The following is a 14,454-nucleotide window of genomic DNA, read 5'->3' as shown; positions in this document are numbered from 1 at the left end:
TGGTCGTTCATGTCCTTGATGAGCGCGTACTCGATCGAGACGCGGCGCCCCGTCGCGTCGAAGTAGGCCCGGGCGGCATCCAGAGCCTCGTCGACCTTCCAGCGGGAATTCACCGGGATGAGCTCGTCGCGCAACTGGTCGTCGGGCGCGTGGAGCGAGAGGGCGAAGGTGACCGGGATCTCCTCCTTCGCCAGCTTCGTGATCGCCGGGACCAGGCCCACGGTCGAGACCGTGATGCCGCGCGCGCTCATGCCGAGCCCGTGCTTCTGATCGGTCATCACCCGCACCGCCTGCATGAGGCGGGCGTAGTTCGCCAGCGGCTCGCCCATCCCCATGAAGACGATGTTGGTGACCCGCTCGTCGGGATGCTCCGGCTCGCCGAGCTCACCGGCGCGGATGAGGGCGTTGGCGCGAACGACCTGATCGACGATCTCGGCGGCGGACATGTTGCGTGTGAGCCCGGCCTGGCCGGTGGCGCAGAACGGGCAGTTCATGCCGCATCCGGCCTGGCTCGACACGCACAGCGTGATGCGGCCCGGGTAGCGCATCAGCACCGACTCGACGAGGGCGCCGTCGTGCAGCTTCCACAGGAACTTGATCGTGTCGCCGCGGTCGGTGGTCAGGCGCCGCACCTCGCTCAGGAGCGGCGGCAGCATCCCGGTGACGAATTCCTCGCGGTTCGCCGCCGGCAGGTCGGTCATCCGGTCAGGGTCGGCGGTGTAGTGCGTGAAGTAGTGCTTCTCGAGCTGCGCGGCGCGGAACCCGGGCAGTCCGAGCTCCTTCACCTTCTCCACGCGCTGCTCGGCGGTGAGGTCGGCCAGGTGCACCGGCGGCTTGCCGCGCTTGGGGCTGGCGAACTGCAGCAGCGGACGCCCCTCGGCGTCCTTCTTCTGCGACCACCCCTCGGTCTTCGGGCGCACCTGCCGCACGGCTGCGGCCTCGGGCGGCGTCGTGGATCGCACGGGCGGCTGTTCGGGCATGTTCCGAGGGTAGGGGACGCACCTGCACGCTGTCTGTCCACCTCTCACCCGCGCGCGGTGAATTCGACAGGAGAATCTGGGCGGCAGCCGCCGATTTCGGCCCGTCTCCGGCCGCGGGGCGACGGATCTCCTGTGTTGTTCACGGCGAGCGCCTCGCCCGGCCCGGGTAGGGTCGAGGGGGCCTCGCCGCGGGGCCGGGCGGGAGAACGATGAGCACGGGGCGAATCGCCTTCCTCGATGTCGACGGCACGATCCTCGACCACGGCCGCACCGTCGCCGCCTCGACCGTCGACGCCGTACGCGCCGCCCGCGCGGCGGGACATCTCGTGTATCTGTGCACGGGGCGGTCGGCCGGCGACATCCATCCCGACGTCGCCGCGATCGGCTTCGACGGCGCGATCACGAACGGCGGCTCGTATGCCACCAGCGGCGATGACGTCGTGGTCGCCCGCCCCATGCCACGGAATGCGGTCGATCGTCTGCAGACGTGGTTCATCGACGCCGGCGTTCCGTACTTCCTGCAGACGAACGACGGCGTGTACGCCTCGGCGCACGTGCGCGAGATGATCGCCGCCTTCGTCTCGCGGTGGCAGGGCGCGCACTCGGGCGACGAGCCGCAGACGTCGCCCCAGCGACCGCCGCGATTCGACGACCTCGCCGAGGTCGATCTCGGCACCATCGCGAAGGCGGTCTTCGTGAGCGACGATCCCGACACCGTCGACCGGGCGACCGCGGCGCTCGGCGACCGCTTCCACGTGGTGGCCGGAAGCATGCCGCTGCCGGGCGGCACCAACGGGGAGATCGGGATGCTCGGCGTCACCAAGGGCTCCGCCATCGAGGCGGTGCTCGAGCACCTCGGCCTCAGCCGCGACGACGCGATCGGCATCGGCGACAGCTGGAACGACGTCGAGATGTTCCAGGTGTGCGGCACCGGCATCGCGATGGGGAACGCGCCCGACGCACTGAAGGCCCTCGCCGACGACGTGACCACGAGCGTGTCCGCCGACGGCGTGGCGAACGCCTTCCGTCGCCACGGCCTCATCTGACGCGGGCCCGCGCGCCGCGCGCATCCGCCCCGCCCGCCATGCGCGCGCCCGCCCCGCCCCGCATCACACCGAGAAACGCCGTTCGCCGCGAGAAACCACGCATCGCGGCGTTTCTCCCGCGGTTCGGCGTTTGTCGGCAGCGTCCGACCCGCGAGCGCAACCCCACACCCTCCCGTCCGCCGACGCCGTAGCGTCGAGACCGTGACCGACGTGCGAGAGATCCGGCCCGCCGACGCCGGAGAAGTCCTGACCCTGCAGCGCGCCGCCTTCGTGCAGGAGGCCCTGATCTACGGCGACCCGGACATGCCTCCGCTGACCCAGACCCTCAAGGAGCTCGAACACGAGCTGACCGAGAACCTGGGATGCGTCGCGGTCGACGGGTCGCGGATCGTGGGTGCCGTGCGCGCCCGCGTGGATGGCAGCCTGCTGCTCATCGGGCGGATCTCCATCGCTCCCGACCAGCAGGGGAACGGGATCGGAACAGCGCTGCTGACGGCGGTCGAGCGCCGTGGCCGGGCGGCCAGCGCCAGCGAGGCGGAGCTGTTCACCGGCTCGCTCAGCGAGGCGAATCTGCGCCTGTACGAACGCGAGGGCTATCGCGAGACGCAGCGCGTCGACGAGGGCGACGGCGTCGCCCAGGTCTTCCTCCGCAAGCCTCTCGTCTGACTCCGCCGACGCCGCACACCCCGAACCGAGAAACACCGAACGCGCCGAGAAACCACGCATCGCCGCGTTTCTCGCGAGGTTCGGCGTTTATCGGCGCGGTCGAGAGCGGATGCGCTGGGCGCGGGTCAGAGGAAGATGTCGGGGAAGAGCTCGTCGTCGGGGGTGCCGGGCGTCGCGGCGTAGCCGGAGAGATCGGTCACGCCGGCCGCGCGCAGCACATCTTCGACGATGAGCGTCTGCCCCGTGTACGCCCGCGACGGCTGGCACAGCACCTCGTAGGCGGCGTCGGCGTAGATCTCCGGCGTGCGACTGACCTTCATCATGCGCTCGCCGCCGAGGGCGAACTGCACCGCGGCGGTCGCGATCGTCGTGGCCGGCCACAGCGTGTTGGCCGCGACACCGTCGTCGGCGAATTCCGCCGCCATGCCGAGCGTCGCCATCGTCATGCCGAACTTCGCCATCGAGTACCCGGTGTGGGCGCCGAGCCAGCGGGGCGTGGTGTTCAGCGGCGGCGACAGCGACAGGATGTGCGGGTTGGCGGCATCCTTCAGCATCGGCAGCGCCGCGCGCGAGAGCATGAACGTGCCGCGCACGTTGACGTCTTGCATGAGGTCGTACTTCTTGGCCGACAGGTCGAGCGACCCGGACAGGTCGATGACGCTGGCGTTGTTGACGACGATGTCGATGCCGCCGAACTCGCCCTGCGTCTTCAGCACGGCCTCGGTGATGTCGTCGTCGTTCCGCACGTCGCCGACCAGCGGCAGCGCCCGGCCGCCGGCGGCCTCGATCTGCTCGGCCGCGGTGTGCACGGTGCCCTCGAGCTTGGGATGCGGGGTGTCGGTCTTGGCCAGCAGCGCGACGTTCGCGCCGTCGCGGGCGGCACGCACGGCGATCGCGAGGCCGATGCCGCGGCTGCCGCCCGACATCAGGATGGTCTTGCCGGCAAGCGGTGCGTCGGTCATCGTGCGGTCCCTTCGGTGGCGGGGCGGGTGGCCGAGCGGGCGGATGCGGCGAACGCGGCCACCCGTTCCCGGGAGTCGTCGGTGGCGAAGGACGCGCCGATCGTGCGGGCTTCGTCGTCGAGGTTGGCGGCGAGATCGCGGTGGGCGCCCACGCGGACGAGCCGCTTGGCCTGACCGAACGCGGCGGTCGCCCCCGACATCCAGAACCGGCCGACCTCGGCGACGCGATCGGCGAGCGCCTCGGGGGCGACGACCTCGGCCACGAGTCCCCAATCCAGCGCGGTGGCCGCATCGACCGTGCGATCCTGCAACAGCAGCTGGAGGGCGCGGCGCTGACCGATCGCCGCCGGAAGCAGCGTCGAGACGCCGAGGTCGGGAGTCAGGCCGATGTTGGCGTACTTGCTGACGAAGGTCGCCTTCTCGCTGGCGACGACGTAGTCGGCGGTGAGCATGAGGCCGAGTCCGCCGCCGGCGACCGCGCCCTGCACGGCGGCGACGATGGGCTTGTCGCTGTGCGCGAGGGCGCGGATGCCGTCGTGGATCACGTGGGCGGTCTCGGTGACCTGCTCCCCCGTCGCGCCGGAGGTCGCCATCATGATCACGTCGCCGCCGGCGCAGAAGGCGGGGCCGGTCGCATCCAGGATGATCGCCTCGACCGTCGGGTCGTCGGTGACCTGGTGGGCGAGATCGCGCCAGCGGGTGCCCATCTCGAAGTCCATGGCGTTCAGCCGCGTCGGACGGTTGAAGGTGAGCCGGGCGACGCCCTGCGCGACCGACATGAGGATCGATTCGCTCATCGTTCTCCTTGTATACGTGCGGATGCCGATGCGGCCGGGGTGGCTCAGCGCGGCGCCATGCGGATCGCGCCGTCGAGGCGGATGGTCTCGCCGTTGAGGTATCCGTTGTCGACGATGGACATCACCATCGCGGCGTACTCGTCGGGGCGGCCGAGCCGCTGCGGGTAGGGCACCTGCTGACCGAGGGAGTCCTGCGCGGCCTGAGGGAGCCCGGCGAGCATCGGAGTCTCCATGATGCCCGGTGCGATCGTGCACACGCGGATGCCGTAGCGGGCGAGCTCGCGGGCGATCGGCAGGGTCATGGCGTGCACGCCGCCCTTGCTGGCGGCATAGGCGGGCTGGCCGATCTGGCCGTCGAAGGCGGCGACGCTGGCGGTGCCCACGATGACGCCGCGGTCTCCGGATGCGGTCGGCTCGGTCTTCGCGATGGCCGCCGACGCCTGCGCGATCACGTTGTAGGTGCCGATGAGGTTGATGCGGATGATCCGCTCGAACGCGTCGAGGGGCGTCGGTGAGCCGTCGCGGTCGAGCACCTTGGCCGGCGGGGCGATGCCGGCGCAGTTGACCACGACCCGCAGCGGGGCGGCTTCGGATGCGGTGCGGACGGCCGCGGCGACCTGGTCGGCGTCGGTCACGTCGGCCGCGGCGAACGTGCCGCCGAGGCTCGCCGCGACATCGGCGCCGGGCGACGAGGGCAGATCGACGATCGTGACGGCCGCACCCGCCGCGGCGAGACGCTTCGCCGTGGCGAGCCCGAGTCCGCTGGCACCCCCGGTGACGAGGGCGGAGGCGTGCGTGAGCTCCATCGGTTCTCCTTCGAACGGATGCCGGCGGCAAACGCCACCGGCGACATCGAGTTCCAGCCTACGTGAGACGCCGTCTCACCGCCGCGCGCAGTCATCCCCAGGCTAGCCCCCGCGCCCGGCCACCGCACCCGTCGCGGGTTCGCCGAGAAACCACTTCCGCCGCGAGACACCACGCATCGCGGCGTTTCTCGCGCCGAACGGTGTTTCTCGCACGCCGGAGGCGGAGGATGGTCGCGTGTCGATTCCGGATGCCGGCGAGCCGGTGCCGCCGCGCGTGCGCGATCTCGCCGGCGACGTCGCGCTCACACCGGTGTGGCGCAATGGGATCGGCGGCGTGACGTTCCGGACGGATGACGGCAGGTACCTCAAGTACGGCCCGCGCAACGAGGAGTCCTCGATGGCCGAGGAAGCCGAACGGCTCGCGTGGGCGGGCGGATCCGTGCCGGTGCCGAGGGTTCTGGAGGTCGGCAGCGACGAGGATCACGAGTGGCTCGTCACGGTCGCGCTTGCCGGCGAGAGCGCGGTGGCGCCCCGGTGGACGATCGACTCCGGTCGCTGCGAGGTCGCCGTCCGGGCCATCGGCCGTGGCTTGCGGGCTTTCCACGACGCTCTTCCGGTCGACTCCTGCCCGTTCGACTGGAGTGTGGATGCCCGCGTGGCGAACGCGGCGCGGCGCGGCATCCGTCTGCCCGCTGCTCTGCGGAAGGCGCCCCGGATCGATCGAGTAGTCGTGTGCCACGGCGATGCGTGCAGCCCCAATACGATCCTCGACCTCGAGGGCCGGATCACCGGACACGTGGATCTCGGTGCCCTCGGCGTCGCCGACCGCTGGGCCGACATCGCTGTCGCCGCGATGAGCACGGAGTGGAACTACGGTCCCGGTTGGGAGGCGACGCTCCTCGACGCCTATGGCGTCGCGCCCGATCCCGAGCGTCAGGAGTATTACCGGTCGCTCTGGAACGCGACCTGACCGGCCCTCGCACCCAACGAACCCGGCGAGAAACCACTTCGGCCGCGAGAAACCACGCAATGCGGTGTGTCTCGGGCCGATCGGCGTTTCTCGGCGGGCGGATGCGCGCGGCGGGGGCCACCGGCGGCGTACGCGGCGGGCGGGGATGCGTCAGGAGGGGCCGAGGATGGGGTTGAAGGCGCCGACGGCGATCGAGACGGCGAGCGCCGTCGCGCTGATGGCGAAGCCCGCGAGGAGCAGCAGGGTGTCGCCGCGGCCGAAGTGGGACTCGCGCGCCCACGTGCGCGGGCCGGGGGCTCCGAACGCCCGCGCCTCCATGGCGGTGGCGAGCGAGGAACCCCGCCGGATGGACAGGACGAACAGCGCGAACGCCATCCCGAACCCGCGCCGGAGGCGGCCGGTGTCGGCGAGGCCGCGCGCACGCAGAGCCAGAGCGAGCGCGCGCCAGTCGTCGGTCAGGAGCCCGAGCATGCGCATGCCGGCGAGCGCACCGAGCACGAACCGCGCGGGAAGGCGCACGATCTGCGCCAGCCCGTCGGCGAGGTCGGTGGGGTCGACGGTGACGAACAGCACCACGGCCGGGAGCCCGATCGCGAGCACCCGCAGGAAGGTCGCGATCGCCAGCATCAGCGATCCCTCACTGATGCGCACGAACAGCCACTCGACGTAGACCTCCCCCGACGCGGCACCGTAGAGCGCGATCGTGACCGCCGAGGCGGGTGCGGCGATCCACAGCGGGAGGGTGCGCAGCCAGAACTGGCGCGGCGAGAGTCCCGCCGCGAGAAGGAGAGGCAGTTCGAGCAGCAAGGCCACCAGCGCCGAGACGGGATCGATCGTCACCACGAGCGGCAGCGCGATCGCGAGGGCCGCGCCGAGCTTGGCCACCGGGTTCAGGCGCGCGACGACGCCGCGCCCGGCATCCGGACTCATGCCGGCACCTCTCCCACGACGAACCGGCGGGCGTGGAGCGCCTCGAGCACCGCGGCGTCGTGCGTGACGGCGACGACCGCGAGGGGCGGATCGTCGCCGTCGCCGTCGCGGAGCCGCGCGATGATCGCGACGAGTTCCGCCCACGTGCGCGCATCCTGCCCGAACGTGGGTTCGTCGAGCACGAGCACACGCGGCCGGGTCGCGAGGGCCGCCGCGACGGTGAGGCGTCGCTTCTCACCCCCGGAAAGCGTGTAGGGGTTCGCGGCGGCGAGCGGCGCGAGGCGGAGCCGCTCGAGCAGCTCGTCCACGCGCTCGGCGATGCGATCGGCCGGCAGCCCGAGTGCGCGCGGGCCGACCTCGAGCTCCTCCCGCACCGTCCGTGCGAGGAGCTGGTGCTCCGGATCCTGCAGCACGGCGCCGATGCGGGTGAGCAGCGCGCGCGAGGACCACTGCACCGGATGCCGGCTCTCGCCGTCGCGCCGTCGTCGTGGCGTCGCGCCGGCGGCCAGGTTCGGCGCGGCCTCGACGACGCCCGACTCGGGAGGGAGGAGCCCCGCCAGTGTGAGACCGAGCGTGGACTTTCCGGCACCGTTCGCCCCGACGACGCCGAGCACCTCGCCGGCGCGCACGTCGAGATCGAACGGGCCGGCCACCGGCGTTCCCGGCACGCGCGCGACGACGAGGTCGCGGGCGCTGAGCAGCACCTCGCCAGGGCGTGCCGTCGGCTCCGGCGGGTACGCCGGCGGCACGCCCGGTACCCACACCCCGTCTGCCGCGAGCTCCCGCGCGCGCCGCGGCACCGCATCCTCACCCCTCGAGGCCTCGTCGTGCGCCGCGTCGTGCGCGGCGCCAGCCTCCGCCGCACCGAGTGCACGACTTTCCGCCGAGTGCACGGCCACTCGCGCGCCAGAACCCGTGCGCTCGGCGAGTTCCCGTGCACTCGACGGCCGGGAAGGGCTCGACGGCCGGGAAGGGCTCGGCGTGCGGGGCGGGCGGGATGCGGCGGGGCCGAGCACATCGTGCGGCGAGCCATCGGCGACCACGCCCTCCCCGGGGGCGAGCACGATGACGCGGTCGACCAGCGGGAGCCACACGTCGGTGCGATGCTCGATCACGACGAGGGTCGCGCCGGTGGCGTCGAGCGCGCGTGCGACGGCGTCGCGCACCTCCACGACGCCCGCCGGGTCGAGATTCGCGGTCGGTTCGTCGAGCAGCAGCACCTCGGGTCGCATCGCCACCGCTCCGGCGAGCGCGAGACGCTGCTTCTGCCCGCCCGACAGCGCGGCCGTCGCGCGATCGAGGGGCACGTCGAGCCCGACGGCGTCGAGGGCGTGCCGCACCCGCGGCCAGATCTCCTCGCGCGGCACCCCGAGGTTCTCGCACCCGAAAGCGACGTCGTCACCGACGCGGGCGAGCACGGTCTGGCCGTCGGGGTCTTGCAGCACGAGTCCGGATGCGCCGCGCGCGCTGGCGGGCGCAGCCCCCGCCACGCGCAGCCGACCCTCCTGCTCCCCCTCGTCCGCGCCGCCGAGCACGCCGGCGATGCCTTGCAGCAGCGTCGACTTGCCCGACCCCGATGCGCCGAGAAGGAGCACGCGCTCGCCCGGGTCGATCCGGAAGCTGGTCTGCCGCACCGCCCACGCGTGACGCGTGGCGTAGCGCCATCCCCACCCCTGCGCTTCGACGGCGGGTGTCGCGGATGCGGCCACTACACGCGCTGGGCGACGTCACGCCCGGCGGCGAAGCGGCTGAGCGCACCGGTGGCGGCGAGGCCGCGCATGATCAGCCAGCCGCCGAGGCCGGCGATGACGACGCCGGAGACCGTGGTGGAGGCGATGTAGACGGTGGTGAACAGCACGTCGGCGCCGGGGTACCAGAGGATGCGGTCGTTGATGCCGCACGCGAGACCGGCACCGGCGCCGGCGAGCAGGGCCACCGGCAGGCGCCACACGGCGTAGGCGAAGACCAGGAAGATCAGCTCGGCGCCGAGACCCTGCACGAGGCCGGACACGATCGTCAGCGGCCCCCACGCGTTGCCGACGAGGGCCGAGATGACGGCGGCGACCGTCTCGGTGTAGAGCGCGGCGCCGGGCTTGCGCACGATGAGGCCGCCGAGCACGCCGGCGATGAGCCACGGACCTGCGAGCAGGCCCTGCACTCCCGGCAGCAGCGGGGTGAGGAGGGACGACGGCCCCTCGTAGGCGACGTTCCAGACCAGGAAGATCCCGGCGCAGGCGACGGCGATGACGCTGGCGACGACGATATCGACGATGCGCCAGCGGAATCGGCCCGTCGTGACGGAATCGGATGTGGACGTGCGCGTGGACGCGTGCATGATTACTCCCTCCCTGCGCCGGCATGATCCGGATCAGGTTCGGCGGTCGAAGCGCGTTTCGCTCCCTCTCAGCCCGACTCGTCGGACTCCCGCGGTGTGTGCCGATGAGTATAACGCGGGAGCGACGCGATAGTTTGGCGGGGTGACTGTGGAGGACGCACCGCCGACGACGCGCCGGTCGCTGCGGCAGCGCGGGGGCTCGTCCGCGCCCGAGTCCGCCCAGACCGCCGACGTCACAACGGAGCCCGATGTCACAACGGAGCCCGACGCCGCCACGGAGCCCGACGCGACTGCGGAGCGCGAAGGCACGGTGGCGCCGACCGACACCCCCGCGGCGGGACCGACTACGGCCGCGCTCGCCTGGGTCGACGCGGCCACGCTCGCCCGCACCGCCGCGCCGGTGGACCTGTCCTCCGCGACCACGTCGTACACCTCGGTCGGAGCCGATCTGCTCGCGAAGCGTCCGCGTCGGAGCCTCTGGCGCCCCGGCGTCGTGTGGCCGACCGCGGCAGCGGCGCTCGTGGTCGGCGCCTACGCCGCGACGACGCTGCTCTGGCCGCTCCACGCCGTCGCCCCGACGGTCACGCCGATCGAGGTCGCGCCGATCGCGTCCACCCCGCTCGAGATGTCATGGCCCGAGCCGGGCTCATCGGCGGTGTCCGTCGCGGGCATCTCGTCGACCCTCGCCTCCTCCGACGCGGTCGCGCCGATGGCGAGCATCACGAAGGTCGTCGCCGCACTGCTCGTGCTCGACCGGATGCCGCTCGCCGTCGGCGAGTCGGGTCCGGACTACTCCTTCTCGGCCGCCGACAGCGCCGAGTACTGGGAGTACCGCTATCGCGACGAGTCGGCGCTGGATGTGCCGGTCGGCGGCACGCTGACGGAATACCAGATGCTGCAGGGCATGCTCATCGGGTCGGCGAACAACTACGCCGACCGCCTCGCCAGCCGCATCTGGGCCTCAGACGCCCTCTTCGCCGATGCCGCGAACACGTGGCTCGCCCAGCACGGCCTCGACGGCATCACCGTCGTCGAGCCGACCGGCATCGATCCAGGCAACACCGCCGATCCGGCGTCGCTGCTCGCGCTCGCATCCCGGGCTCTCGCCGACCCGGTGATCGCTGAGATCGTGGCCACGCGCTCGGTCGACCTGCCCGGAGCCGGCCTGGTCGAGAACACCAACACTCTGCTGGCGGATGAGGGCGTCGTCGGCGTGAAGACCGGCACGCTCGACGAGAGCTGGAACCTGCTCTCCGCCGAGGATGTGGCGATCGGCGACACGACCGTCCGCCTCTACGCCTCGGTGCTGGGCGAGGTCGACGCCGAAGGGCGCGATGACGCATCGCGTTCGATGTACGAGCAGGCCGTCGCGAATCTGCAGCCGGAGCCGTCGGTGACCGCCGGCACGGTGGCGGGCGCCGTCACGACGCTGTGGGGGTCGGATGTCGACATCGTCGTGTCGGATGACGCATCGGTGATCCTGTGGGACGGGGGCAGCGCGACCGTCGACGCGTCCTACGATCTGGACGATGCGCGCAGCGACGGCGAGGTGGTGGGGACCATGTCGGTGGACGGTCCCCTCGACGCCACCACCGTCACGCTCGAGCTCGCTGACGACATCGAGGACCCCGACCCGTGGTGGCGGCTGACGCATCCGCTCGACCTCTTCGGCCTGGCCGGCTGAGCCCGAGCAGGTCAGGGTCAGGCGAAGCGCACCGCGGCCTGCAGGCGCGTGCGGATCTCGAAGACCTCGGTGCCGCCCAGCGGCCGGGTGCCGGTGATCCCCCGCCGCAGCACGGTCGACAGCGCGGACCGGCCCACGACGGCGGTCGGCACACCGCGCACCTTCCCGATCTCCTGGATGGCGTGCTCGACGTCGTCATCCGGAAGCACGACGATCGCCCCGCCGAACTTCACCCGCGCCGCGCGCCCGACTGTGCGCATCGCGGCGACGTGCGTCGAGATCGGACCGCCGTCGACGTCGGCGACCTCGCCGCGCTTGATGCGCACCGGGCGGCCGAAGTCCTCGGAGAGGATGCCGTAGAGGCCACTCGGCCCGAGCACGATGTGATCGAGCTTCGCCCGGCCCGCGTCGATGTCGTGCCACGCGGTGTAGCCCATGCCGAGCTCGGAGACGATCACGGCGGTGGCCTCTTCGGCGAGCGCGTCGGCGAGCAGCCGGCGCACCTCGTGGGGGGCCGAGCGCACCAGGTGCGGGGCGTACGGGTCGGGGATCTCGACGCCGCGGCCGACCCATTCGCGGATGAGCTCGAGGTACTTCTCGCGGCGCCATCCGCCGGGCTGCCCGTGGCTGCGGGCGCGGGGGCGCGTGTCGGGGCGCGCGTTCGCGCGAGGCGGCGCGGGACTGCTCCACGCCGGCTTCTCGGCGTCGGCAGCGGGTTCGGACGACGGCGCTCCCGGCTCACCGGCGTCAGCGAATCCGTTGCGGCGGTCGTACGATGCGCGCGCGTCGGCGGTGCCGACCAGCTCCCACGCCCGCTGCACCTGCACGAACACGGCGGCATCCCCGCCGACATCCGGATGCGACTGCCGCAGCTTCAGGCGATAGGCCCGGCGGAGCGTCTCGGCGTCGGCGGCGGGGTCCACACCGAGCAGATCGTAGGCGGACGCGGACAGCGGACTGTCGAACACGGCGCCTCCCAGCACTCCCGTCGCGGGCGCGGCGGTGAGGAATCCAGGCTACTGAGATTCCCTTTGCCCGGCTCCCAGGTTCGCCGGCGGCTCACCCGGGGTGTCGGCGACCACCTCGAAGCGGCGGGCATAGGCGGCGGCGTCCTGCGACGACAGTGCGAGCAGGATGAGCACGTCCGTGGCGACCGAGATGAGGCTGGTCTCGAACGTGACATCCTGTCCGCCGGCCCACCAGCCCGCGAAGGTCACGCAGATGGTGATCGTGGAGTAGGTCATGACGATCACGCGCGGGCCGTTGCGCCCGCGGAGCACGAAGACGGCGAGCACGAGCTCGGCGAGCACGAAGAATCCGCCGATGCCGAGGAAGGCATACAGCCCCGCGAGGCGAGCGTCCGGGGTCACGCTGTCTCCGAGCATCCACACGACCTCGTCGGCGGTGTCGGTGAACCATCGCAGGGCGACGTCGGCGATGAACAGCGCGGCGGCGAAGGCACTGAGGATGACGAGGATGCCCCCGGCCAGCGTGCTGAGCGGGCGCTTCATGTGCGGATCGAAGCCCGGTCGGCGAAGGAGGCTCGCGGGCGGTTCGTAGGCGTGACGCTTGGGCACGTCGCGCGGCGAGGGGCGCGAGGACTCGGGCGTGCTCATGCGATCACCTCGCTCCCGGGCCCCGGTGCGGCGTCCGGCGCAGACGCGGCGTCCGGCCCCGGCGCGGCCGGCACGCCGCGCACGTCGACGATCGGTAGGTCTCCGTCGGTGCGGATGCTGTCGCCGCCGCCGTTTCGTGCGTGGTAGCCCGTGGAGAAGTCCTCGATGACCTCCACCCGAACACGCGGGTCGGCGGAGACGGTGGCGACGATGTGGTCGCGCTCGATGTCGGTGTCGGCGTCGATCTTGTGGGTGACCTGGAGGGTGAACAGCGACAGACCCACGGAGGTGTCGAAGGTGCCGGCGGCGAGCCAGTCGACGCGGCGGCCGCCGGGCAGCAGCCATCCGTCCGGACACCGCCAGAACCGCACGTGGTGCCGCTGGCCGGGGTTGCCGTCGACCTCCTGCTGGTAGGCGAAGTCCTGCTGGCGGCCGAAGAGGAAGAGCGGGCTCACCGGGGCGTGCTCGTAGCTGCGTCGGGTCATCGTCGAGCTGATGATGCGCCACGACGACGCGAGGGTGACGTCGTCGGCGCGCGTCCATCCACCGGTTCGCAGCGCGGCCTCGATCTGGTCGCCGTCGCCCATGAAGGCGAGGTTGACGGGGTCGCCGAGCAGTCCGTCGCTGGTGCGGGCACGGCCGATGAAGTATTCCGGCACGTAGACCGTCGTGAGGATGCGGTGCAGGCGCGGCAGGACGAGGTAGGCCAGCAGCACCCAGAAGGCGAGCACGCCGAGGATGCCCCACCATCCGAGGCTGAACGATTCGGTGAAGCTCAGGTAGGCGAGCCAGATGGCCGCGAGCCCCGCGAAGGTGAAGAAGAACCAGTCGACGGCGATGCCGAGCGACCATCGGCGACGGTGCCGGGTGATGGGTCGGCGGGCCATGGTGTCACCCCCAGAGCGGCACGGACGGAACGAACGAGAACGCCTCGTCGACCAGGTTAGGGGCGAGGGCGTCGAGGGATGCCGGCTCCCAGCGGGGTGAGCGATCCTTATCGACCAGCTGTGCGCGGATGCCCTCGGCGAGGTCGGGCTGTGTCACGGCGAACCACTGGGCCAGGCGGTACTCCTGGTCGAGCGCCTGCCGCAGGTCAAGGCCCCGTGCGCGGCGCACCGCTTCGAGCGTGATGGTCAGCGAGGTCGGGGAGAGCTCGCGGAGGGTGCCGGCGGTCTCCCGCGCGGCGGGCACGTCGCTGGCGCGCAGGCGCTCGACGACCTCGGCGACGGTGGGGGCGGCGAAGGCGTCGTCGATCCATCCGCGTGCTTGCTCGAGCGCGGAGGTATCGGGGGTGTCGTCGAACAGCAGCACGATCTCCGACGGCGACCCCGGGTCGGCGCGGGTCTCGAGCGCCTCGGCGAGCGGACCGAGGTGCATCGTCGGCACGAGGTGGTCGGCGAATCCGGCGTAGAGCGCGTCGGCGGCGGTCATCGTGGCGCCCGTGAGAGCCAGGTACTCGCCGAGGCGGCCCGGCGCACGCGCCAGGAGCAGGCTGCCGCCGACGTCGGGGGTGAAGCCGATGCGGGTCTCGGGCATCGCGAGGCGCGAGCGTTCGGTGACGATCCGGATGCGGGCGTGGCCCGCGAGCCCGATGCCGCCGCCCATGGTGATGCCGTCGGCGTACGCGACGATCGGCACCGGGTACTCCGCGATCGCGGCGTT

At 72.1% G+C, this 14,454-nt stretch carries 15 protein-coding genes and 1 riboswitch; of the genes, 4 read left to right on the top strand and 11 right to left on the bottom strand.

Going from position 1 to position 14,454, the window contains the following annotated elements:
• Positions 1 to 980, bottom strand: a 980-nt coding sequence (gene rlmN / locus B4E30_RS15845) for a 23S rRNA (adenine(2503)-C(2))-methyltransferase RlmN (protein ID WP_286796183.1), incomplete at its 3' end; no start/stop codon positions are given.
• Positions 981 to 1,189: 209 nt separating this feature from the next.
• Here rlmN and B4E30_RS15840 point away from each other — a divergent pair.
• The gene (locus B4E30_RS15840; RefSeq protein ID WP_286796182.1) at positions 1,190 to 2,026 is read left to right on the top strand and encodes a Cof-type HAD-IIB family hydrolase; all 837 of its coding nucleotides are present in this window, start codon (positions 1,190 to 1,192) and stop codon (positions 2,024 to 2,026) included.
• A gap of 201 nt (positions 2,027 to 2,227) precedes the next feature.
• Positions 2,228 to 2,692, top strand: coding sequence for a GNAT family N-acetyltransferase (locus B4E30_RS15835; RefSeq protein ID WP_286796181.1), 465 nt, complete (start codon positions 2,228 to 2,230; stop codon positions 2,690 to 2,692).
• A gap of 125 nt (positions 2,693 to 2,817) precedes the next feature.
• Here B4E30_RS15835 and B4E30_RS15830 read toward each other — a convergent pair whose 3' ends face one another.
• From B4E30_RS15830 to B4E30_RS15820, 3 genes are read right to left on the bottom strand one after another with little or no spacing between them, the layout of a single operon-like run.
• Positions 2,818 to 3,654: an SDR family oxidoreductase gene (locus B4E30_RS15830; RefSeq protein ID WP_286717762.1), complete on the bottom strand. Its 837-nt coding sequence runs from the start codon at positions 3,652 to 3,654 to the stop codon at positions 2,818 to 2,820.
• Positions 3,651 to 4,451, bottom strand: a complete 801-nt coding sequence (locus tag B4E30_RS15825) for an enoyl-CoA hydratase/isomerase family protein (protein ID WP_286796179.1) — start codon at positions 4,449 to 4,451, stop codon at positions 3,651 to 3,653. Before B4E30_RS15825 ends, B4E30_RS15830 begins: the two co-directional genes overlap by 4 nt.
• Positions 4,452 to 4,495: 44 nt before the next feature.
• The gene (locus tag B4E30_RS15820) at positions 4,496 to 5,257 is read right to left on the bottom strand and encodes an SDR family NAD(P)-dependent oxidoreductase (protein ID WP_286796177.1); all 762 of its coding nucleotides are present in this window, start codon (positions 5,255 to 5,257) and stop codon (positions 4,496 to 4,498) included.
• 235 nt (positions 5,258 to 5,492) lie between these two features.
• On the opposite strand from B4E30_RS15820, the gene B4E30_RS15815 reads away from it, so the two are divergent.
• Positions 5,493 to 6,227, top strand: coding sequence for an aminoglycoside 3'-phosphotransferase (locus B4E30_RS15815; RefSeq protein WP_286717758.1), 735 nt, complete (start codon positions 5,493 to 5,495; stop codon positions 6,225 to 6,227).
• A gap of 150 nt (positions 6,228 to 6,377) precedes the next feature.
• Here B4E30_RS15815 and B4E30_RS15810 read toward each other — a convergent pair whose 3' ends face one another.
• The 3 genes from B4E30_RS15810 to B4E30_RS15800 form a co-directional block, all read right to left on the bottom strand.
• A complete protein-coding gene (locus B4E30_RS15810) occupies positions 6,378 to 7,157 on the bottom strand; it encodes an energy-coupling factor transporter transmembrane component T family protein (RefSeq protein ID WP_286796175.1) in 780 nt (259 codons plus the stop codon).
• Positions 7,154 to 8,866 (bottom strand): ABC transporter ATP-binding protein, encoded by a 1,713-nt coding sequence (locus B4E30_RS15805; RefSeq protein ID WP_286718112.1) that lies wholly within the window; start codon positions 8,864 to 8,866, stop codon positions 7,154 to 7,156. The genes B4E30_RS15810 and B4E30_RS15805 overlap by 4 nt, the downstream gene beginning before the upstream one ends.
• Positions 8,866 to 9,492: an ECF transporter S component gene (locus tag B4E30_RS15800; protein WP_071045484.1), complete on the bottom strand. Its 627-nt coding sequence runs from the start codon at positions 9,490 to 9,492 to the stop codon at positions 8,866 to 8,868. Before B4E30_RS15800 ends, B4E30_RS15805 begins: the two co-directional genes overlap by 1 nt.
• Positions 9,485 to 9,595, bottom strand: a riboswitch (TPP riboswitch). Its footprint overlaps the gene before it by 8 nt.
• A 39-nt stretch (positions 9,596 to 9,634) precedes the next feature.
• Here B4E30_RS15800 and B4E30_RS15795 point away from each other — a divergent pair.
• Entirely contained in the window at positions 9,635 to 11,176 is a 1,542-nt protein-coding gene (locus B4E30_RS15795) for a D-alanyl-D-alanine carboxypeptidase (RefSeq protein WP_286796172.1), read from the top strand.
• 17 nt (positions 11,177 to 11,193) lie between these two features.
• Here the strand turns inward: B4E30_RS15795 and B4E30_RS15790 are convergent, their stop codons facing one another.
• The 4 genes from B4E30_RS15790 to B4E30_RS15775 form a co-directional block, all read right to left on the bottom strand.
• Complete coding sequence (locus B4E30_RS15790; RefSeq protein ID WP_286796170.1) at positions 11,194 to 12,144, bottom strand: J domain-containing protein; 951 nt, start codon at positions 12,142 to 12,144, stop codon at positions 11,194 to 11,196.
• A 48-nt stretch (positions 12,145 to 12,192) separates the two neighbouring features.
• Positions 12,193 to 12,792, bottom strand: a complete 600-nt coding sequence (locus B4E30_RS15785; RefSeq protein ID WP_286796168.1) for a hypothetical protein — start codon at positions 12,790 to 12,792, stop codon at positions 12,193 to 12,195.
• Entirely contained in the window at positions 12,789 to 13,679 is an 891-nt protein-coding gene (locus B4E30_RS15780) for an LssY C-terminal domain-containing protein (protein ID WP_348670277.1), read from the bottom strand. Before B4E30_RS15780 ends, B4E30_RS15785 begins: the two co-directional genes overlap by 4 nt.
• 4 nt (positions 13,680 to 13,683) lie before the next feature.
• A partial coding sequence (locus B4E30_RS15775) for an enoyl-CoA hydratase/isomerase family protein (RefSeq protein ID WP_286796166.1) occupies positions 13,684 to 14,454 on the bottom strand: 771 nt, incomplete at its 5' end.

The sequence above is a fragment of the Microbacterium sp. UBA3394 genome (assembly GCF_002358725.1).
Lineage (GTDB): Bacteria > Actinomycetota > Actinomycetes > Actinomycetales > Microbacteriaceae > Microbacterium > Microbacterium luteum.
Note: the sequence above shows the minus strand (reverse complement) of the source record. Positions and strands in the feature narration are given on the sequence as shown.

Coding starts and splice junctions, on each gene's coding strand:
- B4E30_RS15785 (WP_286796168.1), bottom strand. CDS start 12,792: ATGAGCACGCCCGAGTCCTCGCGCCCCTCGCCGCGCGACGTGCCCAAG.
- B4E30_RS15810 (WP_286796175.1), bottom strand. CDS start 7,157: ATGAGTCCGGATGCCGGGCGCGGCGTCGTCGCGCGCCTGAACCCGGTG.
- B4E30_RS15830 (WP_286717762.1), bottom strand. CDS start 3,654: ATGACCGACGCACCGCTTGCCGGCAAGACCATCCTGATGTCGGGCGGC.
- B4E30_RS15780 (WP_348670277.1), bottom strand. CDS start 13,679: ATGGCCCGCCGACCCATCACCCGGCACCGTCGCCGATGGTCGCTCGGC.
- B4E30_RS15840 (WP_286796182.1), top strand. CDS start 1,190: ATGAGCACGGGGCGAATCGCCTTCCTCGATGTCGACGGCACGATCCTC.
- B4E30_RS15800 (WP_071045484.1), bottom strand. CDS start 9,492: ATGCACGCGTCCACGCGCACGTCCACATCCGATTCCGTCACGACGGGC.
- B4E30_RS15820 (WP_286796177.1), bottom strand. CDS start 5,257: ATGGAGCTCACGCACGCCTCCGCCCTCGTCACCGGGGGTGCCAGCGGA.
- B4E30_RS15825 (WP_286796179.1), bottom strand. CDS start 4,451: ATGAGCGAATCGATCCTCATGTCGGTCGCGCAGGGCGTCGCCCGGCTC.